This is a genomic window from Bacillus sp. Pc3, assembly GCF_000815145.1.
GTDB classification, from domain to species: Bacteria; Bacillota; Bacilli; order Bacillales; family Bacillaceae; genus Bacillus; species Bacillus velezensis.
The window spans coordinates 290,349-317,193 of record NZ_CP010406.1 but is presented as its reverse complement, the minus strand read 5'-3'; the positions used below and the strand labels follow the sequence as shown (position 1 = coordinate 317,193).

The window sequence follows — 26,845 nt, the reverse complement described above, 5'->3', positions numbered from 1 at the left end:
TGGGAAGGAATGATATCGGAAAAAATCAATATCTCACTGGATCATCCCATCATGAAGGGCCATATGGTCTTTGGTGAAGCGGTATTGCCCGGTCTTGCTTATATCGATTTGATTTATCAGGTTTTTCAGGAACACGGTTATGTATACAATGAGCTCGAATTGAAGCACGTTACGATTTATCAGCCTTTAACCGTCAGTGAAACGGCTGCGATCATTCTGACCATTCAATGTTCTGATAGCGGAGATGGAAAGTGGCTCATCTCCCTTTCAGGGCAGAAACAGCAAGGTGACGAGCTGTCAGACAATATACAATATGCGACGGCTGAAATGGTGAAAAGAGACGCTGTGACATTTGACGAAACCATTGATTTCGGCGATGTGAAGCAGTCAGGCAGATCTCTGAATCTTGATGACATGTATAACCGATGCCTGGATCATGACTTGGTTCATTCCGGCATGATGAAATCGAACGGACGATTGTACGAAACAGAAGGCGGAATGCTGGCTGAGCTTTCTTGCGAAGAAGGAAAAGATTTCTTTTTATTCCATCCGGCACTTTTGGATGCGAGCGGAATCGGGGCGAGCGGTTTGCTTTCTGAAACAAACCGGCTTCATCTGCCTTTATATTATGAATCGTTCACGGCCGCCGACAGGCTGCAATCTGAGTGCACGGCGCGTATCGCCGCTTCCGGCGTCCGTCAGGAAAAAGAACTCACAACGATGACGATCGAGTACTTCAGCCGATCCGGACAAAAGGTGGCGGAGCTGAAAAACATTACGGGAAAAGCGGTTCGGCTCGAAGAAGACGCGAATACAGCCGAACAGAATCAACAGGCTGCAACTGAGCCGGAAAGCGCAGATGAAAAAGACATCATTCTGTTTTTAAAGAAGCTTTTGGCTGATAAGCTTGGGCAGCCTTGGGAGACGCTGGACGTTCTTGCAGGATACTACGAGCTTGGGCTGGATTCATCTTCTTTGCTTGAGATTGTACAGGATATCAGTAAAAAGACGGGTGCGGACCTCGCGCCCACTCTTCTCTTTGAATATACAAATATAAAAGAACTCGCAGCCTTTTTGAAAAAGACCGTTTCATTTGAATGTGCGGAACGTGCAGCCGAACCACAACGGTCTGAAGCTGAAGCACCGGACGCGCCAGAACATCATAAAAACACCGGAGACATCGCGATTATCGGAATGGCCGGCCGCTATCCGAAAGCGAAAAGTGTGGCGGAGTTTTGGGAAAACCTGAAGGCAGGCACGGATTGCATCACTGAAGTTCCGAAGTCCCGATGGGATTGGAAAACATATCAAAACGTAACGTCCCCGTCTGGAAAAACAGTATCAAAATGGGGCGGTTTCATTGACGATGCCGACTGCTTCGATCCGCAGTTTTTCAGAATCTCACCGCGTGAGGCGGAAACGATGGACCCGCAGGAGCGCCTGTTTTTAGAAACATGCTGGGAAACGATTGAAGATGCGGGGTATACGCCTGAAACGCTGGGGAATAAAGGGGAAAAACAGCATCCGATCGGCGTATTTGCAGGGGTGATGCATAAAGATTATTCCTTAATCGGCGCAGAACAATTATCTGAAACTGATCCTTTTCCGGTTTCACTGAATTATGCGCAGATCGCCAACAGAGTGTCCTATTATTGTGACTTCCACGGGCCGAGCATCGCGGTGGATACCGTTTGTTCCTCATCATTGACCGCCGTTCATCTGGCCATTGAAAGCATCCGCCGCGGCGAATGTGAGGCCGCGCTTGCGGGAGGGGTGAACTTGTCGCTGCACCCGGCGAAATATCTCAGCTACGGAAGCGTGGGCATGCACTCAAGTGACGGCCGCTGCCGTACATTCGGCGAGGGCGGGGACGGCTACGTTTCCGGAGAAGGAGTCGGTGCGGTCTTGCTCAAGCCGCTGGAAAAAGCCGAACAAGACGGCGACCGCATTTACGCGGTCATTAAAGGAAGCGCCGTTAACCACGTCGGGAAAGTAAGCGGAATTACCGTCCCGAGTCCTGCTGCACAGGCAGAAGTCATTAAGGCCTGTCTGAAAAAAGCAGGTATCAGCCCGCGGACCGTCAGTTATGTGGAAGCCCATGGCACGGGTACTTCGTTAGGAGACCCGATTGAAATTGAAGGTCTGTCAAAAGCGTTCAGTCAAGGGACGCAGGATCAGCAATTTTGTTCCATTGGTTCGGTCAAATCAAATATCGGCCACGCAGAATCAGCGGCGGGGATCAGCGGGTTAACAAAAGCGGCGCTGCAGCTTCATCACAAAACGCTTGTCAAATCACTGCATTCTGCGGAATTAAATCCTTACCTGAAATTTGAGGGATCTCCTTTTTACGTACAGCAGCAGACTGCTCCGTGGAAGCAGCCGGCAGCCGAAGAAAACGGTAAAGTCACACATTATCCGCGCAGGGCCGGGCTCAGTTCCTTCGGTGCATCCGGTTCGAATGCCCATATCATTTTAGAAGAATACATTCAGCCTGAACAAAAAGCGCCTGCACCTGAGAACGATGCAGCAAAACTCATCCCGCTGTCAGCAAGAAATAAAGACAGGCTTCTGGCCTATGCGGAAAAACTAGCCCGATCGCTTTCAGAAAAGACGGTGCTGTCTGAACTGGCTTATACTCTTCAGACAGGACGTGAAGCAATGGAGGAGAGAGCTGTCTTCCTTGTAAATGACACCCGCGACTTGAAAGAAAAGCTGAATGATTTCGTAAAAGGAAACGAAAACATCCCCGGTCTTTGGCGCGGACAAGCCGAGCTGCCGGAACTGAGCGAAGCCGCTCCCGAGACGGATGATCCGATACGGCTTGCCGAGTTATGGGCAGAAGGGAAAACAGTAGATTGGAATAAGCTGTACGCTTCGGGTAAACCGCGTAAAACAAGCGTTCCGACTTATCCGTTTGCAAAAGAACGCTATTGGATTCCGCAGCAGAAAAAACAGGAGAAAAGCCTTTCAGGCACAGTGCTGCATCCGCTTTTACAAGAAAATACGTCAGATTTTTCGCAGCAGCGCTTCACCTCTCTTTTTACGGGAGATGAATTTTTCCTATCTGACCATGTCGTCAACGGACAAAAAATACTGCCGGGCGTCGCCTATTTGGAAATGGCCAGAGAGGCGGTCAAAAAGGCTGCTGCCGTGACGGAAAAAGACCATAGCGTCACACTCAGACAGGTTGTTTGGGTCCGGCCGGTCATGATTGAAGACAAACCGAAGGAAATACATATTGCCCTTTACCCAGAAGACAATGGTGAGATTACCTATGAAATATACAGTGAGGCAGAAAACGGCGAAGATCCGGTTATTCACAGCCAGGGTGAAGCGGTCATTACCGAACCGGGAAGCGCCCAGATTGATATCGAGTCTGTCAAAGCTTCCTGCAATTTAGGAATCGTGACTGCGGAAGAATGTTACGGTGCTTTTGAGAAGATCGGTCTGGATTACGGAGAGGCATACAGGGGCGTACAGCAATTGCTGATCGGAGAAGACCGATTATTGGCTCGTATTTCACTCCCAGCAGCCGTACATGACAAAAAAGAACAGTATACGCTTCACCCGAGTATGATGGACGCCGCTTTTCACGCTTCCGTCGGTCTGCTTGTCCGCTCGATACATGACGATGCAGACAGCCACGAGCTTTCTTTGCCGTTTGCGATGCAGGAGGTGGAAGTGTTTGGGCCGTGTCCTGAACATATCTGGTCATATATCCGGTACACAGAAGGCAGCAAAGCAGATGACAACGTAAGAAAATTTGACATTGATATGTGCGATGATGCCGGTACGGTTTATGTCCGGATGAAAGGCGCGTCCGTCCGGGCGCTTGACACAAGCCAAACAGCGGGCGGAGAAACCTCGGAGGCGCCTGTCGGCCATACGATGCTGATTCCGGCTTGGGAGCCTGTTGCGCTTGAAAAAGCCGGGGAAGCAGCGGCGGATAAGCAGACGGCAGTATTCGGCGGAACGGGTTCGAGACATACGCGCATAAAAGAACATCTGCCGAACGCTTCCTATTATCCGATCAGAAGTACGGATGATATCACATCTCTTACGCACATGCTTGAAGGACAAAAAGAACTGGAGCAAATCATTTGGCTTGCTCCGCAGGCTGAGAGTGCGGACAGCCTCAAAGAACAGGAAAGAAACGTTCTTCATGTGTTCAAGCTGATGAAAGCATTACTTGCCTTAGGGTACGGAGAAAAACGTTTGGACTGGTGCATCGTCACAGCAAATGCCCAGCCGTTTTCGGATCAAGACAGCGCCGACCCGTCACAAGCCGCAGTCAGCGGACTTGCCGGAACAATGGCGAAAGAATATCCGCATTGGCATATCCGCATGATTGACACAGAAACGGACGGCAGCTGGCCGATCGAAGAGGCGCTCAGTCTTTCTGCCGGGAAAAACGGTCAAATTTGGGCGTACCGCAATCAGCAGCTGTTTGAGCGGCAGCTGATACCGCTTGACAATATGCCGAAAAACGGCACGCTGTACCAAACAGGCGGGGTTTATGCCGTGATCGGAGGCGCCGGGTATCTTGGCGAGGCATGGAGTGAATACATGATCCGCCGCTACAAAGCACGCATCATTTGGATCGGAAGAAGCACACTGAATGATTCCATACAGGCGAAACTCGACCGGCTCAGCGCATTCGGCCCGGCGCCTGAATATGTTTCCGCCGATGCCGCCGACAGTGCTTCCTTAGAGAGGGCTTATCAGTTCATAAAAGAGCGCCACACAAAAATGAATGGAATCATCCACTCGGCAATGGATTTGTCTGAGCAAAGCTTAAGTAATATGAAGACAGAAGAGTTCAAATCGGTGCTGCGGGCAAAAGCCGATGTAAGTGTGTCCATGGCGGAGGTATTTGGACGGGAGCCGCTTGACTTTGCGCTCTTCTTCTCCTCGCTTGTGGCATTTATCCATAACGTGAAACAAAGCCATTATGCCGCGGGATGCGCTTTCAGTGACGCATTTGCGAAAGAACTTGATCAGACATGGAATTGTCCGGTCAAAGTGATGAATTGGGGCTATTGGGGCAACAGCGAAGCGGCTGAAGACGGGGATTTTATTCAGCTGATGGATCAGATCGGATTGGGATTGATCGAACCGGACGCTGCAATGGAGGCGCTTGAAACCCTTATGACGCTGCCGGTTGATCAGGCGGCTTTCATTCATACGACAAAACCGGTCGCAGTCGAAGGGATGAATGAAAGAGAAAAGATTTCCGTTTATCCGCCTCAGCCGCTTGTCTTTTCACAACAGCCGAAGGTCGCTCCGCCCGGCGCACGTCTTGTTAGAGAGGCTGAACATCAGGAGCTCGATGATTTTCTGTATCAGCTGTTGATCGCCCAGCTTAAAGAAGCAGACTTGCTGACACCGCAAAGCCTTAAAGCGTATGAGCCCGAACACGAATACTTTAAAAAATGGCTCAATCAAACGATCGCTTTCCTTCTGGAACATGGCTATCTGGAAGGGAATGCGGATTCATATAAACTGTCGGCGCGAGCCGAAAACACAACCGCCGCGCTATGGCAAAAATGGGAGCGGGAAAAAGAGGAATGGCTCAATAACGCCGATACAAAAGCGATGACTGTTTTAGCCGAGACGATGCTTAAAGCACTGCCGGACATTCTGCGCGAAGACGTGCCGGCGACAGATATCATGTTCCCGCACTCTTCAATGGAACTTGTTGAAGGAATTTATAAGCACAATCAAGTCGCGGATTACTTTAACAGCGCCTTGTCAGATACATTAACGGCTTATGTGAAAGAAAACATCAGCAAACATTCAAAAGCCGAGATCCGCATACTGGAAATCGGAGCGGGCACAGGCGGCACAAGCGCAGGCATATTTGAAAAGCTTAGGCCGTATCAAAACCATATAAAAGAATACTGTTACACCGATGTATCGAAAGCTTTTCTCGTGCATGCGGAGACGGAATACGGCAAACGGAATCCTTATCTGACGTATAAGCTTTTTAACGCAGAAGCGCCGCTTGCCGGCCAGGACATAGAGCCGGGCGCATACGACATCGTCGTTGCGGCCAATGTGCTCCACGCGACGAAAGATATCCGCCAGACGCTGAGAAATGCCAAAGCCGTTTTAAAAGACAATGGTTTGCTGCTCTTAAATGAAATGGCGGGAAACAGCCTGTTCCCGCATATTACTTTCGGACTGCTTGAAGGCTGGTGGCTGCATGAAGATTCTGCCCTTCGTATTCCGGGGTGCCCGGGCTTGTATCCGGAAAGCTGGAAGCGCGTGTTAGAAAGTGAAGGCTGGCATTCTGTCTTCTTCCCGGCAGAAGCGGCACATGAATTAAGCCATCAGATTATAGCGGCAAAAAGCAACGGCATTGTTCGCCAAAAAACGTTTAAAGCAGGGGCCGGAAAACGGACCGCTCCGCCAAAAGCAGCACATGCGCCGGAACTTCAGGCGCAAACAACGGTGCAAAAAGGCGACACGTCTTTAACAGAAAAAAGCACCGAGTACTTGAAAACGTTAATCGGAGAAACATTAAAAATTCCGCCGGCTCAAATTGATCCGAAAGCGCCGCTTGAAAAATACGGAATTGATTCTATCGTCGTCGTACAGCTGACAAACGCGTTACGAAATGTATTGGACCAAGTCAGCAGCACTTTATTTTTTGAATATCAGACGATTGAGGCGCTCGTCGCTCACTTAATCAAAACGAAAAAAGACGCGATGATCAAACTGACGGGACAAACGCCTGTTCAGGAAGAACGGAAGGCATCACCAGAACCGCAGGCTGTACAGCCTGCTAAGCCGCTTCGCACTGACTTCCGGCGGAGGGAAAAACGGGCAGCCAAAGAGACCGTCCGGCAAAGTTCGGTTCGCGACGTGGCCATCATTGGTGTTTCAGGACGCTACCCGCAGGCAAAAACAGCGGCTGAGCTTTGGGCTAATATTAAAAAAGGAAAAAACTGCATAGAAGAAATCCCGCGGGAACGCTGGAACTGGCAGGATTACTACGATGAAGAGAAAGGTAAAGAAGGCTCTATTTATACGAAATGGGGCGGCTTCATTGAGGATATGGACAAGTTTGATCCGCTGTTCTTTCAGATTTCTCCTTTGGAAGCGGAGCGAATGGATCCGCAGGAGCGATTATTTTTAGAAACGGCGTATGCGAGTATCGAGGATGCCGGCTATACGCCTGACAACCTGTGCCAAAGCAGAAAAATCGGTGTTTTTGCTGGCGCGATGAACAAAAACTACCCGACAGGCTACGGCTATTGGTCCATTGCCAACAGGGTATCTTACCTTTTTGATTTCCAAGGGCCGAGCATTGCCGTTGATACAGCCTGCTCTTCTTCTTTGACGGCCATTCATCTGGCGCTTGAGAGCATATACAGCGGTTCAAGCGAATGTGCGATTGCCGGGGGCGTAAACATAGTGACCGACCCGATCCATTATATGAATCTGTCAGTCATGAACATGCTTTCCGCAGGCGATACGTGCAAATCGTTCGGAGACCGCGCGGATGGTTTTGTCGACGGAGAAGGGGTAGGAGCGGTCGTATTAAAGCCGTTGGACCGGGCGATTGCCGACAACGATCACATTTACGGTGTGATTAAAGGAAGCACCATTAACAGCGGAGGCAAAACGAACGGATACACCGTTCCGAATCCGAATGCGCAGGCCGCCTTAATAAAAGAAGCTTTCGAAAGGGCAAACGTCCCGGCGCGCACCGTCAGTTATATTGAAGCCCACGGTACGGGGACCGCATTAGGAGATCCGATTGAAATCGCCGGATTAACGAAAGCATTTGAAGAGGATACAACAGATAAACAGTTTTGCGCCATCGGCTCCGCAAAATCAAATATCGGTCATTGTGAAAGCGCCGCGGGCATTGCGGGTCTGACAAAAATACTATTCCAGCTCAAAGACCGACAAATTGCGCCGTCCCTGCACGCGGAACAGCTGAATCCGAATATTGATTTCGCGTATACGCCGTTTGCCGTTCAGCAGGAGCTCGGTGAGTGGAAACGTCCCGTCATCGGCGGCAAAGAGCTTCCGAGAAGGGCGGGGTTAAGCAGCTTCGGCGCGGGAGGAGCAAACGCCCACCTCGTCATAGAAGAATATACGGCAGACAAAGAGCCTGATGAGATGCCGGCAGATCAGCCCGCCATCATCGTCCTGTCCGCGAAAAACAGCGAACGGCTCACTGAAAAAGCAAAACAGCTCAGAGACGCCATCCGTGAAAAAAGATACAGCGGCCGCGACCTTATGAGCATAGCCTTTACTCTTCAGACGGGCCGGGTGCCGATGGAAGAGCGTCTCGGTTTTATCGTCCATTCACTTCATGAACTTGAGGAAAAACTGAATGGATTTACCGCCGGACACAACAGCGCCGGACTGCACCGTGACGGCACGGAAGAAAACAAACGGATGCTTGCCGTATTTTCGGCGGATGATGATATGGAAACAATCATAGACGCTTGGATCAGCAAACGGAAATATTCTAAGCTGCTTGAGCTTTGGGTAAAAGGATTGGACATCGATTGGGCGAAATTATACGGAGACCGTCCTCCGGCCCGCATCAGCCTGCCTGCTTATCCGTTTGCGAAAGAACGCTTCTGGCATCAGCAGCCTGTACAAAGCAAGGCCGCGCCCGTTAAGGCGCCGGCTGATGAAAGTGATCCGGCGGAACAATTTGAAGTGATGGCTTTTAGAGAAGTTCTTAAAGAACAGGCTCTGCCGGCTGCCGGAGAAAAGCAAGTCAAAACGGTGATTTCTTTCTTATCTGATCAGAAGAAGCAGCAGGAAGCCGTCTCTGTGATCAAATCGTATGACAATGACAATGACAATGACATTGACGTTATTTTTATCGCTCAGGGAGACCGGTATGAGGCTCTGTCCGCCGGCCGCTGCCAAGTGGTGCGGGAAGATCCGCAATCATATGTGAACGCTTTTGCGGATATTCAAAAAGAGTACGGTGAAGCTTCTGCCATTTTGTATTTATGGGCGCTTGAAGATAAAAGCTGCATCGAAGATTATTCATGTATCGTCCATATTCTCCAAGCAATGGCTGAGACCGGTCTGCAGCCGGAAAGGCTGTTATTGGCGGGGGAATATGCATCCGGTCTGGAAAGGTGCTACTTGGAATCATGGATCGGCTTTGAGCGTTCGCTCGGCATTGTTCTCCCGAAAACAAGTGTTACCGGCCACTTCAGAAAAGCCGGAGCGGCCATAACGGACTGGATGAGAACCATTTGGGACGAGCTGAAAGCTGAAACAGACCATACCGTTTTCTTGGAAGAGGGAAAACGATATGTCTATCACACCGAACCAACCGGACTAACGAAAGAAAACGGCAGGATCAGAACCGGCGGAACATATCTCATTACAGGCGGATTAGGAGGGCTCGGCTGCTTATTTGCCCGCCATCTCGCCCGGAACTACCAGGCAAATGTCATTCTCACGGGGCGGTCGCCGATCAATGAAGAAAAGAAAGAAAAAATGAAAGACCTGGAAAATCTCGGTGCGGGTGTTCTTTACGCCGAAGCCGATGTTTGTGATCCGATCGGAATGGGCGACTGCATCAAGCGCGCGAAAGAACGATTCGGAGCCATTCACGGCGTCATTCATGCGGCCGGCATCGAAAGCAGAACATCCGTCTTTGAAAATGAAATCGGGAATTTCCGCAGTACGCTTGAACCGAAAATAAACGGAAGCCTGCTTCTTGACGAGTGGCTGAAAAACGAAACGCCGGATTTCATCTGCTACTTTTCATCCACATCGGCTGTTTTAGGAGATTTCGGCTGCTGTGATTACGCGGTCGCGAACAGGTTCCAAATGGCGTATGCCAACTATAAAAACGAACAATCAGAAAGCGGAAACGCTTTTGTCATCAACTGGCCGGTCTGGAAAAACGGCGGAATGGCCGTCGGCGGTGAAGAGACGACGGGCATGTACCTGAAATCAAGCGGCCAGCGCCTGTTAGAAACAGATGAAGGCATTGAGCTGTTTGAGCGCGTTATTTCTCAAGACAACACCCAGTGCCTTATCATTGCCGGCGAAAGAAGCCGTGCCGAACGATTTTTAGGCATACGGCGGGACGATTCATCAAAACCGGATGCTCTTTTGGAAACCGTGAGCCGCCGCATCCCGGAAGAAAGCGCAGAAAAACGGCTCGAAGCGGATTTGAAAGAGCTGATACACAGTCTGCTGAAAATATCCAAAGATAAACTCGTCCTGCATAAAAATTGGGCGGAATTCGGATTTGATTCCATCTATTTAGCCAAATTTGCCGCTCTTTTGACGAGTCATTACGGCATTGAAGTCACTCCGGCGTTATTTTACAGCTATGCCACGCTCGGAGACGTCATCAGCTATTACTTGACAGAACACAAAGAAACGATCGAAACGTTTTACAGAACGGAAGAAACCGAAACAGAAGCCGCCGCTCCGGAAAGCAAGGAGTATACGGATCAGGAGATCATCGCCATGATGAAACAGGTCTCTGAGGGGACATTAGATTTTAAAAGAGTGCAAGACATCATAGAAGGGAGTAAGACCTATGAATCATAAAGAACTTCTCGATGCCTACAGATCAGGAACGCTCACCATCGCTGAAGTAGAACAAAAGCTTCAGGCTTCTAAGCGGACAACTGCAAAACGTCCGCTTTCTGAAGGCCAGAAAGGTTTGTGGATGCTTCAGAAAATGTTTCCGGAGATGAGCGCATATAACATTCCGTTATGCTTTCGTTTTCAAAAGCTGGATATCGAGACATTCAAAAACGCCCTTTTGTCCGTGCAGCGCCAGCACCCTATTTTGACCAGTGTGATAAAAGAGGAAAACGGCCTTCCGTATCAGATAGAAGATACGGATCGGCATTTTCCGATTGAAGAAATGGATCTTTCTGAATTAAGCGGGCGTGACGCTCTTTCGTTTATTAAAGAAAAAGCAAAAGAACCGTTCTCGCTTGAAACCGGGCCGCTCCTGCGTGTTCAAGTATTCCGGCGGGCGAAGCGGGAGCCGATTGTGTTAATCACCATTCACCATATCATTTTTGACGGCGTCTCTCTTATGACGTTTATGTCGGCGCTGCTGGACGCTTATGCAAAAGCAAGTGAAGGCAAAGAATTTGTCATGCTTCAGCAGGCCGCAGATTATCATGACTTTGTGAAATGGGAAAAAGAGCTGCTGGAAAGCGAAGCGGGAAAAACGCATCTCTCTTATTGGAAAAAGCAGCTGGAAGGACCGCTGCCGGTGCTTGAGCTTCCGTCGGATTACCCGAGATCATCGGTTCAAACGTGCAAAGGGCAGGCGTATCAGCGCTTGCTTCCTGATGAACTGAACCGGCAGATTAAAGTTTGCGCCCAAAAAAATAATGTCAATGAATCCGTTGTGTATCTCGCTATTTTCAAAGGACTGCTCTATCAATATACGAATCAGGAAGATATCATCGTCGGCATGCCGACGATGGGGCGTTCTGAGGCTCAATTTGAGTCTGTCATCGGCTACTTTATTAATATGATCGCGGTCAGAAGCAGGGAGACGGGCGCCAAATCTTTTACGTCGTTTTTGAAGGAGCTGCAGCTGACACTGGCAGAAGGGCTGGACCATGCCGCGTATCCGTTTCCCGCGCTTGTCAAAGAATTGAAGACGGAACGCTCGCCTGCGGTGTCGCCTGTTTTTCAAACCGCGTTTTTCTATCAAAACTTCTTCCGGACGGAAGGAGCGGAAAAGCTGGCGGAACTATATCAATCACTCGGCATTGAAATGATAGAAGACATTCATCAGGAAGGCGAATTTGAGCTTGCGCTTGAAGTCTATAAAAAAGAAACGGGAACCGTCCTGCAATTTCTGTACAACCCGGATGTCTACAGCCCTTCTTTCATCGAACGAATGGCGGAGCATTATATGAAACTGGCAGAAAAGGTGCTTTCTGATCCGGAGATCGCTTTTGAAGCCTGTTCCGGCCTGCTCAATCAAAGACGGGATGAAAGCCGTTCATCCCATCAGCCGAAAGAGCGCTGCATTCATGAAGTGTTTGCGGAAAAAGCCGGACGCCACCCTGACAGAGAAGCCGTCACATTCGGTGAAAACAGTCTTACATATCGCGAATTAGATGAACGAAGCACGGCGCTCGCTGTGTACCTGCAAGAAAAGGGCGTCACACCGGAATGCCCGGTCGGCATTTGTACGGAGCGTTCTTTTGAGATGGTCATCGGCATCCTCGCCATTTTAAAAGCGGGAGGCGCGTATGTACCGCTGGACCCGGCTTTTCCAAACGAACGGATGGCCCACGTGTTGACTGACAGCGGCGTGTCAATCGTATTAACGCAGGAAAAGACGCGCGGCATGATTGAACAGTTGGCCATCGGCGGTGTGAGCACGGTGGAAATTGAAAACAGCGGACGTTCTGTCAGCGGGGCAAAACTGACGCCGCGTTCAAAACCGCATCATCTCGCTTATATTCTATATACGTCCGGAAGCACGGGAAAACCGAAAGGCGTCATGGTTGAGCACAGGGCCATCATGAATACGCTGCAGTTTTTGGAAGCTGAGTATCCGGTCGCTCAAGAGGATGCCTATCTGTTAAAAACGAATTACGTATTTGACGTTTCGATTTCTGAATTATTCGGCTGGTTTATCGGAAACGGACGGCTTGTCATTTTGCCGCCTGGTGCAGAAAAAAATCCGCAGCTTTGCATGGAATATATCCAAACCCACCAGGTCACGCATCTGAATTTTGCGCCCGCCGTGTTTAATGTATTTCTGGAAACGGTAAAGCGGCATACGGCATTTACAGAAGACGGCCCTGTGAAATATGTGATGGTGGCCGGTGAGGCGTTTCCGAAAGATTTAGTTAAAAAGTCAGTTTCCATCTTCAAACATGCCAGAATTGAAAACATATACGGCCCGACGGAAACATCCATTTATGCCGCTTACTACAGCTGCGGCCAAAAGGAAATCACAAGCAGGAATACGCCGATCGGGAAACCGATTCACAATACGCGGCTTTATATCGTCGATGAAAAGCTCAGCCCCGTCCCTGACGGTGTGGCCGGGGAGCTTTGCGTGGCCGGCGCCGGTCTGGCCAGAGGCTATTACAATCAGCCTGAGCTGACGGCGGCATCATTTATTGATAATCCGTTTAGTGAAGGAGAAAAACTTTACAAGACAGGTGATTTGGCCAGATGGCTGCCTGACGGAAATATAGAATATGCCGGCCGGATTGACAGTCAGGTGAAAATTCGCGGCTTCCGCATCGAATTGGGAGCGATTGAAACGAAATTGAGCGAACATCCGGACATTCTTGATCAGGCGGTTGTGGTTCAGGAAAAGAACGGACATAAAAAGCTGATTGCTTATTATACGGCCCGCTCCGGTCATACGGCAGATGAAAAAGCGCTCCGCAACCATCTTTTATCGAGTCTGCCGGATTATATGGCGCCTGCCCATTTTATCCGCCTGGATGCACTGCCGTTAACACCGAGCGGAAAAGTGAACCGCAAAGACCTAAAACAGCGCAAGGTAATCGTTCACCGGTCTGAAAAGACGGGCAGACTGCCGTTATCAGAAGCGGAAGCGAAAGTGACCGCAATATGGGAAGACCTGCTGAATACGGGGGGCATCAAAATCGAAGACGGCTTTTTCGATGTGGGAGGCGACTCGCTTCTGGCTGTTGCGGCGGCAGAACGCATTAAACAGGAGCTTGAATGCGATTTTACCGTCACGGATTTATTCGAACACTCTACCATTCAGGCGATCAGCCGATTTATTGTTGAAACAAAACAGGCGGCTGAATCAGAGGCGCCCGGCCAAGATGAGAGAGAAAGAGAACAAACACCGCAAAACGGGGTGCCGTCTTACTTTGATGACAGTGTGGCGATAGTGGGGATTTCCTGCCAGTTCCCCGGCGCGAAAAATCATCATGAGTTTTGGAAGCAGTTAAGAGAAGGAAAGGAAAGCGTCCGGTTCTACTCGGAAGAAGAACTTCGGGAAGCCGGCGTGCCTGAAGATTTGATCGAAAATCCCGACTATGTGCCGGCATTATCGACGATAGAAGGAAAAGATCTCTTTGACCCTGAGTTCTTTCACATTTCTCCGAAAGACGCAGAATTTATGGATCCTCAGCTTCGGCTTCTGCTGCTTCATTCTTGGAAAGCCGTCGAGGACGCGGGATATGTATCGAAAGAGATTCCGAAGACAAGCGTTTATATGTCGGCAAGCAATAATTCGTATCGGTCGCTTTTGCCGGAGAAAACGACAGAAGGCCATGAATCTCCCGACGGCTATGTGTCATGGGTGTTAGCGCAGAGCGGCACTATTCCGACGATGGTTTCCCATAAGCTCGGATTAAAAGGGCCAAGCTATTTCGTTCATTCCAATTGCTCATCATCATTAGTCGGTCTTTATTCAGCCTACAAAAGCATAACGAGCGGAGAATCGGAATACGCACTCGTCGGCGGAGCAACTCTGCATGCAGCGACCGGCATCGGCTATGTGCACCAAAACGGATTGAATTTTTCAAGCGACGGGCATGTCAAAGCATTTGACGCTTCAGCCGACGGTATGGCGGGCGGAGAAGGAGCTGCCGTCATTCTGCTGAAAAAGGCGTCACAAGCCGTTCAGGACGGAGATCACATATACGCCATGCTCAGAGGCATCGGTCTGAACAATGACGGAGCGGATAAAGTCGGTTTTTACGCACCAAGTGTAAAAGGTCAGACTGACGTCATCCAGCATGTTTTAGACAGCACGAATATTCACCCGGAGACGATTTCCTATATCGAAGCGCACGGCACAGGAACGACATTGGGTGATCCGATTGAAATGTCCGCGCTGCAGCAAGTGTATAAACGTTACACGGACCGGGAGCAGTATTGCGGGATCGGTTCCGTAAAAACGAATATCGGACATTTGGATACAGCAGCAGGTCTGGCCGGGTGCATCAAAGTCGCCATGAGTTTATATCATCGGGAGCTGGCGCCTACCATTAATTACACGTCACCGAATCCGAATATCAAATTCAGCGGTTCGCCGTTTTATGTGGCGGATAAGAGAAAACCGCTACCGGAGAGGGAGACGCCGCACCGCGCAGCGTTAAGCTCATTCGGACTCGGAGGAACAAACGCACACGCCATTTTTGAACAGTATGAAAACAAAACGATCAGCGGATCAAATGACGGACAGCCGCCTTATATCGTTCCGCTGTCAGCGAGAAATAAGCAGCGTCTTACTGCCTATGCATCTTGTTTATCCGGCTTTCTGGATGAAGCCGAAAACGATGTTTCCTTGCATGATCTGGCATTTACGTATCAGACCGGACGTGAAGCGATGGAAGAGAGGGCCGTTTTTATCAGTCATGATCGTCACGATTTGAAGCGTCAGCTGCAGGATTTCATCAACGGCAATGACCAAAACATCTTACGGGGCGAAAAAGTGAGAAGCAGAGAAGTGTCAGCTCAGGAGATGGAAGAGCTTGCGGCATGTCAGACACGGGATGAAAAGCTGAAAGCACTCGCGGCGCTCTGGGTTGAAGGAGCGCGTGTCGATTGGGGCTTATTGTATCCGGATTCCGCGCCGCAAAGAATCAGTGCGCCGACCTACCCGTTCGCAGAAGAGCGCTTCTGGCCGGAGGGAACTGTGAAGCAAACGGATACCAAGCTTTTGCATCCGCTGGTACATCAGAATACATCCGTCTTGCAGGAGCAGCGGTTCAGTTCGGAATTCACGGGAAAAGAGTATTTTATTGCCGAGCATATCATTAAAGGAATGGCGATCGTGCCGGCTGCCGTTACCCTTGAGATGGCACGGGCCGCGGCGGAGAAAAGCATCGGCGGGGCAACAGAGGAATCTCTGGGCCTGCGCTTAAAGAATATTGTATGGGTCCGTCCGGTGATAGCCGATCAGGAGGCTGTCCGTGTCCATATCGGATTTTATGAAGAAGAGGACGGACAGATTCAATACAGAATGTACGGGGATAACGATTCTATCGGTGAAGAAGCTCCTCTTTATAATCAGGGCATCGCTGAAATCATCCGGAAGGAACCGGAGGAAGCGGCGGATATTGAGCAGCTGAAGCGCCGGTGCACACAGGGAACAATCGAATCTCAAGCGTTTTACAAAGGAATGATCGGTGCTGATTACGGGCCCGGATACAAAGGGGTGCAGCTTGTATACAAAGGCGATGACCGGCTGCTTGCTAAATTGAAGCTTCCTGAATCCGTCTCTCATACAAAAGCTGATTATATCCTTCATCCGAGTATGATGGACGGTGCGCTTCAGGCCGCCGAATATTTGCAAAACGTGACGAGAGCGCTGCTTGCAGAAAGCGGGGAACCATTCAAAGCCGCATTGCCGTTTGCTTTAGAGGAGCTGGACGTTCTGAATCCGTGCGCTGATGATATGTGGGTGCACGTCACATTCAGTGCGAACAATAAAGCCGGCGATCCTATCCAAAAAGCCGATATTGATTTATATGACAATAACGGCGGGCTTTGTGTGCGGATGAGAGGTTTCTCAACACGGATCATGGAAGAAAACGCGGGTGCCGGCGTTTCGGTCAGCCGTACGGACACATTGCTCGCTGAACCGGTCTGGAAAGAGCATACGGAACCGGCCGATCACAAGCCTTCATATGAAGAGCATATCATTTTCCTTTGTGAGTACGATGAAGCCGTAAAACAAGCTGTCGAAGCAAAGCTTGAACATGCAAGCGTCATTATCTTGGACGAGCGTCCCGCATCTATTGCAGAGCGGTATCATTCTTATGCGGGCCAGCTGTTTGACCATATCAAAACCATAATGAAAGGCAAGCCGAAGGGCCGCGTTCTTTTTCAGGCTGTTACGCGATCAGCAGGCTTACAGCGGGTGTTTTCAGGCATTACCGGCCTCTTCAAAACCGCATGCCTTGAACATTCCAAGCTGATCTGTCAAATGATCGAAGCCGAGGAGAAAGAAAGTGCTGAAGGCATAGCGGAAAAAGCGTCCGAAAACCGTATGCATGCCGAAAGCGTCCATGTGAAATATGAAAACGGCAAGCGCTTTGCCGCTGATTGGGAAGAGATGGAGATTTCTCAAGCGGAGCCGGATATTCCGTGGAAAGACGAAGGTGTTTATCTCATTACAGGAGGTGCGGGAGGTTTAGGTCTGATCTTTGCAAAAGAGATCGCAAACCGTACAAAAGACGCCGTCATCATACTAACCGGCCGGTCCGCTCTCAGAGAAAAGCAGAAAGACATGCTGGAAACAGTACGTGCTGCCGGCGCTTCTGTTTTCTACGAGCAGACCGATGTCACGGACGAAGCAGAAGTATACCGATTGATCCGCAATATCCGCAAACGGCACGGCAAGCTGGACGGGATTGTTCACAGTGCCGGCATTATAAAAGACAACTACATGGTGAAGAAGACGGCAGAGGAATACCAACACGTTCTCGCTCCGAAAGTGAAGGGCCTTGTGTATCTTGATGAAGCGTCACAACATGAGAAATTAGATGTCTTTATTGTCTTTTCATCCTTATCAGGTGTGCTTGGAAGCGTCGGCCAGGCTGATTATGCGTCTGCAAATGTCTTTATGGAGATGTATGCCGAGTACCGCCGTTCTTTACAAGCCGCGGGACAAAGATACGGAAAGACGCTTTCTGTCAGCTGGCCGTTATGGAAAGAAGGCGGAATGCAGGCAGGAAAGCAGACGGAAGATATGCTGATGCAGGAGGCGGGAATCGCACCGCTCGGCACAGATGCCGGCATCAAGGCTTTATATCAAGGCTTGATGAGCGGGACAACCCGGATGACGGTTGTTGAAGGAGATGTGAAACATATGAAAGCAAAACTGTTCCGCAAAGAGAATGATCATCCGGAAGCAGAGACCGGCGTACGTCATGACATTGATGCTGACAGCCTGCTTGAAAAAGTGAAGCATCTGTTAAAACAGCAGACGGCCTCATTGTTAAAAGTAAACATTGACAAAATTGACCCTCATGAAGAAATGACAAAATACGGGCTGGATTCCATCTCGATGACTGAGTTTACGAACCAGTTAAACAAAACGTACCGGCTTACGTTAACGCCGACGATTTTCTTTGATCATCCGACAATCCATGAATTTGCCGTTCATTTAATCAGTGAATACGAAGAGGAATTTGCCGGACGGTTTGCGGTAAATACAAAAACGGTTCAATCGGCAAGACCGGTAAAAGAGACTCAAATCACGCGCCCGGCCGTTAAGCGGCGCCGCACTCTGCCTGAGACACTTCCGCAGACAGTGCAGCGGGGCCAAGGGGCGGAACCGATCGCAATCGTAGGCATCAGCGGGATTTTTCCGATGGCAGAAGACATTGAAGCTTTCTGGCAGAACCTGAAAGAAGGCAAAGACTGCATGACCGAGATTCCGAAAGACCGCTGGGACTGGCGGGACTATTACGGGGATCCCGCAAAAGAAGCCAATAAAACAAACGTCAACCAAGGCGGATTTATTGACGGAATTGCTGAATTTGATCCGTTATTTTTCGGGATTTCACCCCGGGAAGCGGAGCAAATGGACCCTCAGCAGCGCCTCTTGCTGACGTACGCGTGGAAAGCGATCGAAGATGCCGGGTATGCGTCAAAGAGTCTCTCAGGCACAAAAACAGGTGTGTTTATCGGGACCGGAAATACCGGCTACGGTTCTCTTTTAGCCAATGCCGATGCGGCGATTGAAGGGTCATCCGCGGCGAATACAAGTCCGTCTGTCGGACCGAACCGTGTCAGCTATACGCTCAATCTGCACGGGCCGAGCGAGCCGATTGATACCGCCTGCTCAAGCTCACTCGTTGCCATACACCATGCCGTTTCTTCAATTGAAGAAGGAACGTGCGACATGGCTTTGGCGGGAGGAATCAATACGATTGTTCTTCCGGACGTGTATATCAGTTTTGACAAAGCGGGCGCGCTGAGTAAAGAAGGAAGATGCAAAACGTTCTCTGATCAGGCTGACGGTTTTGCCCATGGTGAAGGAGCCGGTCTCTTTTTCCTCAAAAAGCTGAAAGCCGCTGAGGCGGATGGGGACCATATTTATGGCGTCATTAAAGGAAGCGCGGTGAATCACGGCGGCCGTGCGGCATCTTTAACAACGCCTAACCCGAAACAACAGGCGGAAGTCATTAAAGCCGCATACAAAAAAGCGGGCATTGATCCGAAAACAGTCTCTTATATCGAAGCGCACGGCACCGGAACAGAACTGGGAGATCCCGTTGAAGTTAACGGACTGAAACAAGCGTTCAGCGCGTTTGCAGACGGAAAAGAGAAAGCGGCCGGCTATTGCGGCTTAGGGTCGGTCAAAACGAATATCGGCCATTTATCCCTTGCCGCGGGAGCAGCGGGCATTATTAAAATTTTGCTGCAGATGAAGCATCGGACACTAGTAAAAAGTCTCCACTGTGAGACGGTAAATCCGTACATTCAGCTTGAAGACAGCCCGTTTTATCTGGTGCGGGAGACAATGGAATGGAAGACGCAGACGGACGAACGCGGAAACGAACAGCCTCGCCGCGCGGGCATCAGCTCATTCGGCATCGGAGGCGTAAATGCCCACGTCGTCATCGAAGAATACATTCCAGAAGACAGAGAGGAAGCAGATGATTCTCATATCGACCCATGTCTTTTCGTTCTGTCCGCCAAAAATGAAAAACGCCTGAAAGAGCAGGCAAAACAGCTGAAACGTGTGCTTACTGAAAAACGGTACGATCAATCCTCCCTCGTTTCTATGGCATATACCCTCCAAATCGGAAGGGACGCCATGGAAGAACGCCTGGCGGTTATTGCCGGATCTGCAGAAGAACTGCAGGAAAAACTGTCACAGTTTATCACTGGAGATAAGCACGCGGACTTGTACAGAGGAAGAATAGACAAAGGCACGCTGCAAATGCTGACGGAAGATGAAGAAATTCAAGAAGCCGTTGAAAAATGGATGGCACGCGGCAAATACGCGAAGCTGCTTGAATTATGGGTCAAAGGGCTGAACGTCGATTGGGCGAAGCTGTATGGAGACCGGCCGCCTAAACGCAAGAGCCTGCCATCGTATCCTTTTGCAAAAGACCGCTATTGGGCGGCAAAAAGCACCGGAAAACACGAAAAAACAAGCACTGTATCTGCCGGAAAACAAGACGCGCTTCATCCGCTTCTGCACAGAAATACTTCAAACCTTGCAGAACAGCGGTTCAGTTCAATCTATACAGGAAAAGAATTTTACCTTGCGGACCATGTTGTAAAAGGCGTACCGATTTTACCGGGAGTGGCACATCTTGAAATGGCGCGCGCAGCAATGGAACAGGCATCTGAAGTTCCGGCCGGACAAGGAAGCGTCAAGCTTAAGAATACGGTTTGGGTGCGGCCGATCACCATTGAAGACGAGCCGGTTCATGTCAACATCCGTCTCATTCCTGAAACGGCAAATGACGTTCAATTTGACATTTACAGCGGCCGGAAAACAGATCAGCCGTCCGTTTACAGCCAAGGGGCAGTATCAGTCCGCCCTGACGCCGAGGCACCGGTCATTGATCTCCAAAAGCTGAGATCACAATCCTCCGAGACACCGTTTTCTGCAGATGAAGTGTACGATATGTACCGCAAAATCGGTTTTGATTACGGCCCGGCTTTCCGGGGTGTCAAAGCGATTTATACAGGTGATGATTTCGTATTGGGCAGACTGTCACTTGATGCGGCTTGTGCGGACACGGTACAGGAGTATGTCATGCATCCGGGCTTAATGGACTCTGCATTGCAGGCATCAAGCATATTAACCGGAACAAATGATGAAAAACTGATGCTTCCGTTTGCGGTTCAGGAGCTTGAAGTATTCAGCGCATGCGCTGCCGAGATGTGGGTTTACGCCAGACTTTCTGAAGACCACAAAGCCGGCCAGATTGAAAAACGCGATCTTGATATTTGTGATGAAAACGGCAAGGTTTGCGTAAGGCTGAAAGGTTTGTCATTCAGAACGGCTGAAAAAGAATCTGAGAAAAAAGAAAAAGCTCCGGAAACGCTCATGCTTGAGCCGGTATGGACCCGAAGCGATGAAACTGCTACTCAAACGGAACCGGTTTTTGCCCGGCATATCGTGTTGCTTTGTGACACAGACGCCGGATTGAAACAAGCCGTTGAAGCCGCGGGAGCTGAATGTATTGAAATGACCTCCAGGCACGGGAAAGCGGCGCGCTTCCGTGATTATACAGGACGGATATTGGAGACGCTGCAAAAACTGCTGAAGGAAGAGACGGATGGAGACGTCCTCATCCAGACGGTTCTCTCTAAAACAGATAAGCATCAGCTGCTCTCAGGCATTTCAGCTTTGTTAAAAACAGCCGGCCTGGAACATAAAAAACTGAAAACCCAGCTGATTGAAATAGAACCGGCGGAAAACGGCAGAATCACAGACATCATCAGAGAAAATAAAACACGGGCTGATGACAGCCATATCAAATATGAAAACGGCATCCGATACTGCGCAGATGTCAAAGAAACGGACGTGTCCGGCGGCAAAATACGCATTCCGTGGAACGACGGAGGCATATATCTCATTACCGGAGGAGCCGGGGGCTTAGGCTTTATTTTCGCGAAAGAAATCGCCCGCAAAGTCAAAGAGCCGACACTGGTTTTGACAGGCCGTTCGGCATTAAGCGAGAATCAGCGGATGCAGCTGCAATCGCTTGAATCACTCGGAGCAAAAGCGGAATACAAGCAGGCTGACGTAACAAACGCTCAAACTGCGGCAGACCTGGTCAAAACAATTGAGACGGAATATGGCGGCCTTCACGGCATCATTCATAGCGCGGGTGTGATGAAAGATCAGTATATCGCAAAGAAAACAACCGAAGAGTTTTACAGTGTATTGGCTCCTAAAACGGACGGATTTGTCAACCTTGATGAAGCAACCGAGCATTTAGCGCTGGACTTTTTCATCGTTTTCTCATCCATTTCCGGCGTCACCGGGAATGCGGGACAGGCGGATTATGCGGCGGCAAACGCATTTATGGACAGCTATGCGGCATACCGCAACGCACTGGTTACCGCAATGTACCGCCACGGTCACACATTGTCGGTCAATTGGCCGCTGTGGAAAAACGGCGGAATGCAAGTCAATGAAGAAATGGCGAAGCTCACCGAAAAAAGAACCGGCGTAACGCCGATGCGCACTGAGACCGGAATAGAAGCTCTTTACAACGCATGGAGCATGGGGAAAACAAGCGTGCTCGTCATGGAAGGAAACCGCGCCGTAATGCGGGAAAAGCTGCTTCAAAAGACTCCGGCAGCCGCTTTTGCACCGGTTAAGAAAACGGAGGAAACGCCTGCGCCGAAAGACCTGACGGCAAAACTTCAGGAATTGCTGGCAAAAGAGGTTTCCGGGCTTCTGAAAATAAATATTGAAGAAATCGATATCGAATTGGAGTTTAATCAATACGGATTTGATTCCATTACGCTGACGGAATTCGCCAACAAGCTGAATGACACTTATCAGCTTGATCTGACACCGACCGTATTTTTTGAATATGCGACGATTCAAGCCTTAGCGCATCATTTAGCAGAAGACTATCAAACACAATTTGCCGGCAGCACACAGCCGAAAGAAGAAAAACAAAGCAGCGTAACTGATGATGGCGGTATCAGACTGGCAGGGAACAAACGATTTGCAAAAACTGCCGTACAGCCTGTTCAGACGGCGGCTGAACATAAGCCGGAACCGATCGCTATTGTCGGCATGAGCGGAGTGTTTCCGAAGGCCGCAAATATTGATGAGTATTGGCGCAACTTAGAAGAGGGAAAAGATTGTATAACAGAGGTGCCGGCGGATCGCTGGGACTGGCGTGAGTATTACGGTGACCCGCTTAATGAAGCCAATAAAACAAATGTAAAGTGGGGCGGATTTATTGACGGAGTTGCGGATTTTGATCCGCTGTTCTTCGGAATTTCACCGCTGGAAGCCGAACAGATGGATCCCCAGCAGCGCTTGTTAATGATGTATGCGTGGAAGGCGATAGAAGATGCGGGATATTCCGCTAAAAGCCTTTCCGGCACGAAAACAGGCCTGTATATCGGCACGGGGAATACCGGATACGGCTCACTGTTTTCCGACCTGGATATCGGCGGTGCGTCAGCCGCAAATATGAGTCCGTCAGCGGGGCCGAACCGCGTCAGCTATATGCTTAATCTGCACGGGCCGAGTGAACCGATCGACACGGCTTGTTCCAGCTCGCTGGTCGCGATTCATCACGCCGTATGCGCCATTGAAAACGGGAACTGCGATATGGCGATCGCCGGCGGCGTGAATACCGTCGTCACTCCGCAAGGCCACATCGCTTATGACAAAGCGGGTGCGCTGAGCAAAGAAGGGAAATGTAAAACATTCTCCGACAGGGCGGACGGATTTGCTGTCAGTGAAGGTGCCGGAATTCTGTTTTTGAAAAAGCTGTCAGAAGCGGAAAAAGCGGGCGATCATATCTACGGCGTCATTAAAGGCAGCGCGGTCAATCACGGCGGACGTGCGAACTCCTTGACGACACCGAACCCGAAAGCCCAGGCGGAAGTCGTCAGAACGGCTTATGACAAAGCAGGCATTGATCCGAGAACCGTCACTTATATAGAAGCGCATGGAACCGGAACGGAGCTTGGCGATCCGGTCGAAATCAACGGCCTGAAATCCGCCTTTCAAAAGCTGTACGAAAAAACAGGCGATTCCGCCGTTTATGCGAGTCACTGCGGTCTGGGTTCGGCCAAAACCAATATCGGCCACCTGTCACTGGCAGCCGGTGTCGCGGGTGTGATCAAAGTGCTGATGCAGATGAAGCATAAAACACTTGCAAAAAGCCTCCACAGCGAGGTCATCAACCCGTATATCAAGCTGAAAGACAGTCCGTTTTACATCGTACAGGAAAAAAGAGAATGGACGGCATTGAAAGACGAAAACGGCAATCATCTGCCGCGCCGTGCGGGAATCAGTTCTTTCGGCATCGGCGGCGTAAACGCCCATGTCGTCATTGAAGAATATATCCCGAAGGTAGAAAGAAAAACAGCTGTTTTCACACACCCTCAAATCTTTGTGCTGTCGGCCAAAGAAGAAGAGCGTCTGCAGGAACAGGCGCAGCAGCTGGCGCAAGCTTCTTTTACGGATGCGGATCTTGCCGATGTTGCTTACACGCTTCAGCAGGGGCGTGATGCGATGGAAGAAAGAGCGGCCATTATCGCTTCCTCGGCCGAAGAACTGCGGGACAAGCTAAAGAGCTGTGCGAAAGGACGTTATGATATAGCGGGTATTTATAAAGGAAAAGCGGGTAAAACCTCCCTGAAATCCATTCTGGCAGGCGCAAACGGGGAAGCGGATATCGAAGAGCTGATAAGCCGCCGAGAGAATGACAAGCTTGCGGAATTATGGGTGCAGGGCGCGGATATCAAATGGGACGGCCTATATTCTGATATCAAGCCTCAACGGATGAGTCTTCCTGCTTACCCGTTTGCGAAAGAGCGGTACTGGATCACGGACAATCGGCCGAAAGCAGAGAAACCGCAAGCTGTGCCGACGTCGCGGGTGCTGCACCCGCTGCTTCACGAAAATGTATCAGATTTAACAGAGCAGCGGTACCGATCCGAATTTACGGGACAAGAGACGATTTTCACCGATCATCTTATTAAAGGCAAGCCGGTTATGCCGGGCGTTGCCTACTTGGAAATGGCTAGGGCGGCGGTTGCTCAGGCAGTCAAAGGGCAAAAGGAACGTCCTTCTGTCACCCGCCTGAAAAACATCGTTTGGGTTCGGCCGATCGAAGCGGGAACCCGCCCGATTGAAGCGCAAATCAGCTTGAACCCGAGGGAAAACGGTGAAATCGTGTATGACATTTACACGGACTCACAAACAGAAGCAAGCGGCAGGCAGATACACAGTCAGGGGGCTGCCGGCATTCTCAGCGCCGGGGAGGCTCCGCACCGTGATATAGGCGCACTGAAAGCTCAATGCGGCCTCAGTATACTGACTTCTGAACAGTGTTACGGCTCATTCAGCAAAATCGGCATTGACTACGGTCCAGGACAACAAGGAATTCAGCAGATTCATATCGGAAGCAATCAAGCATTGGCTGAGCTCCGGCTGCCTTCCTTCCTCGAAGAAACGGCAGATCAATACGTTCTTCACCCGTGTATGCTTGATTCAGCTTTGCAAGCGACAATCGGTCTGAAGCTGCACGCAGATGATAACCAGCTGTCACTGCCGTTCGCCCTTGAAGAACTGGACATTTTCAGTCCATGCACGACAAGCATGTGGGCGTATGTCAGCTCCCGGGGAACGGATGAAAAAATACAGCGTATGGACATTGACTTATGCGATGAGACCGGCCGGGTCTGTGTCAAAATTAAAGGGATTTCTTCCAGAATGATGGAAGGCCCCGCGCCGGAAACATCATTAAATGGAGCAAACCTTCTGGCTCCGGTGTGGGATCTCGCGGAATTCCGTGATCAAAGCCCGGCATATAAGACGGAAGAGGTTGTCTTTATCGCGGGGGATGAGGAAAGCGCGGCTTTTCAATTGCATCATCCTTCTGCGAAACGGCTTCATATCAACCCGGAAGATAAAATAGAGGCTGTTGCGGCTGAACTGAAAGCAACAGGGTCTTTCGGGCATATCGTATGGATCGCTCCTTTTCACAGCGCTGATGACATGGTAAAAGCTCAGGATGCGGGCGTCATCCAGATGTACAGAGTGATTAAGGCCATGCTTGCTTTAGGATATGGAGACAAGCGAATCAGCTTGACTGCAGTCACAATAAAAACACAGTCCGTACAGCCGGCGGACATTATTGATCCGGCTCATGCAGGCATTCACGGGTTGGTCGGCTCGCTCGCAAAAGAGTATCCGAACTGGCAAACAAGGCTGATTGATGCCGGCTGTCCGGAAGATGTTTCAAAGGCGGAGCTGTTCTCAGCGCCGTTTGATGAGCAAGGCAATACTTGGGCGTACCGGAACAATCACTGGTACAAACAGCGCCTCATTCCTGTACAGCAGCCGGTGTCAAGCCGGCCCGCCTACCAAAAAGGCGGCGTTTATGTCGTCATCGGCGGCGCGGGGGGCATCGGCGAGGCATGGAGCGAATATGCCGTGAAAACATATCAGGCGCGAGTCGTTTGGATCGGCAGACGAAAACATAACAGCGCCATTCAGGAAAAAATCGACAGACTCAGCCAATTCGGCCCGGCGCCGATTTATATTGAAGCTGACGCGGCAAATCCGAATGAGCTCACACGTGCGTATGAAACGATCAAACGCACGCACCCGCAAATTAACGGAATCATCCATTCCGCAATTGTTTTAGAGGATCAGAGCCTGGCAAATATGCCGGAAAGCCGTTTGAAAAGCGTGCTCGCTGCGAAAGTCAATGTCAGCGTGAATATGGCCCGCGTGTTCCAAAATGAGCCGCTGGACTTTGCTTTGTTCTTCTCATCTGTTCAATCATTTGCACGAGCGGCCGGACAAAGCAATTATGCTGCCGGATGCAGTTTCAAAGATGCCTTTGCCGCTCATTTGGCTAAAACGCGGCCGTATTCGGCGGCAGTGATGAATTGGAGCTACTGGGGCAGTGTCGGAATCGTATCATCTGCCGACTATCAAGAACGGATGAAACAGGCGGGAGTCGGATCAATTGAAGCGCCGGAAGCAATGGCGGCGCTTGAACGATTGCTCGGCGGCCCGTTGAATCAGTTCGTCATGATGAAACAGGCGGAAGAGCCGGAGGAAAAACCGGAAGAAATGATAGAAGTATACCCTGAACATCACGGCTCGGCGATGCAAAAACTGCGAAGCTATCAGCCTAAAGTAACAAGACATGTACAACAATTGAGTTAA

2 protein-coding genes are annotated in these 26,845 nt (G+C 50.1%); both read left to right on the top strand.

All coding sequences use genetic code 11. From position 1 onward, the window contains the following. The first annotated feature begins 9 nt into the window (after positions 1-9). Positions 10-10,557, top strand: a complete 10,548-nt coding sequence (locus SB24_RS01185) for a type I polyketide synthase (RefSeq protein ID WP_039251452.1) — start codon at positions 10-12, stop codon at positions 10,555-10,557. After that, positions 10,547-26,845, top strand: coding sequence for a non-ribosomal peptide synthetase (locus tag SB24_RS01180; protein ID WP_039251451.1), 16,299 nt, complete (start codon positions 10,547-10,549; stop codon positions 26,843-26,845). The genes SB24_RS01185 and SB24_RS01180 overlap by 11 nt, the downstream gene beginning before the upstream one ends.

Bases quoted from the DNA above. Each gene is read 5' to 3' on its own strand.
- SB24_RS01185 (WP_039251452.1), top strand. From the start codon at position 10: ATGATATCGGAAAAAATCAATATCTCACTGGATCATCCCATCATGAAG.
- SB24_RS01180 (WP_039251451.1), top strand. From the start codon at position 10,547: ATGAATCATAAAGAACTTCTCGATGCCTACAGATCAGGAACGCTCACC.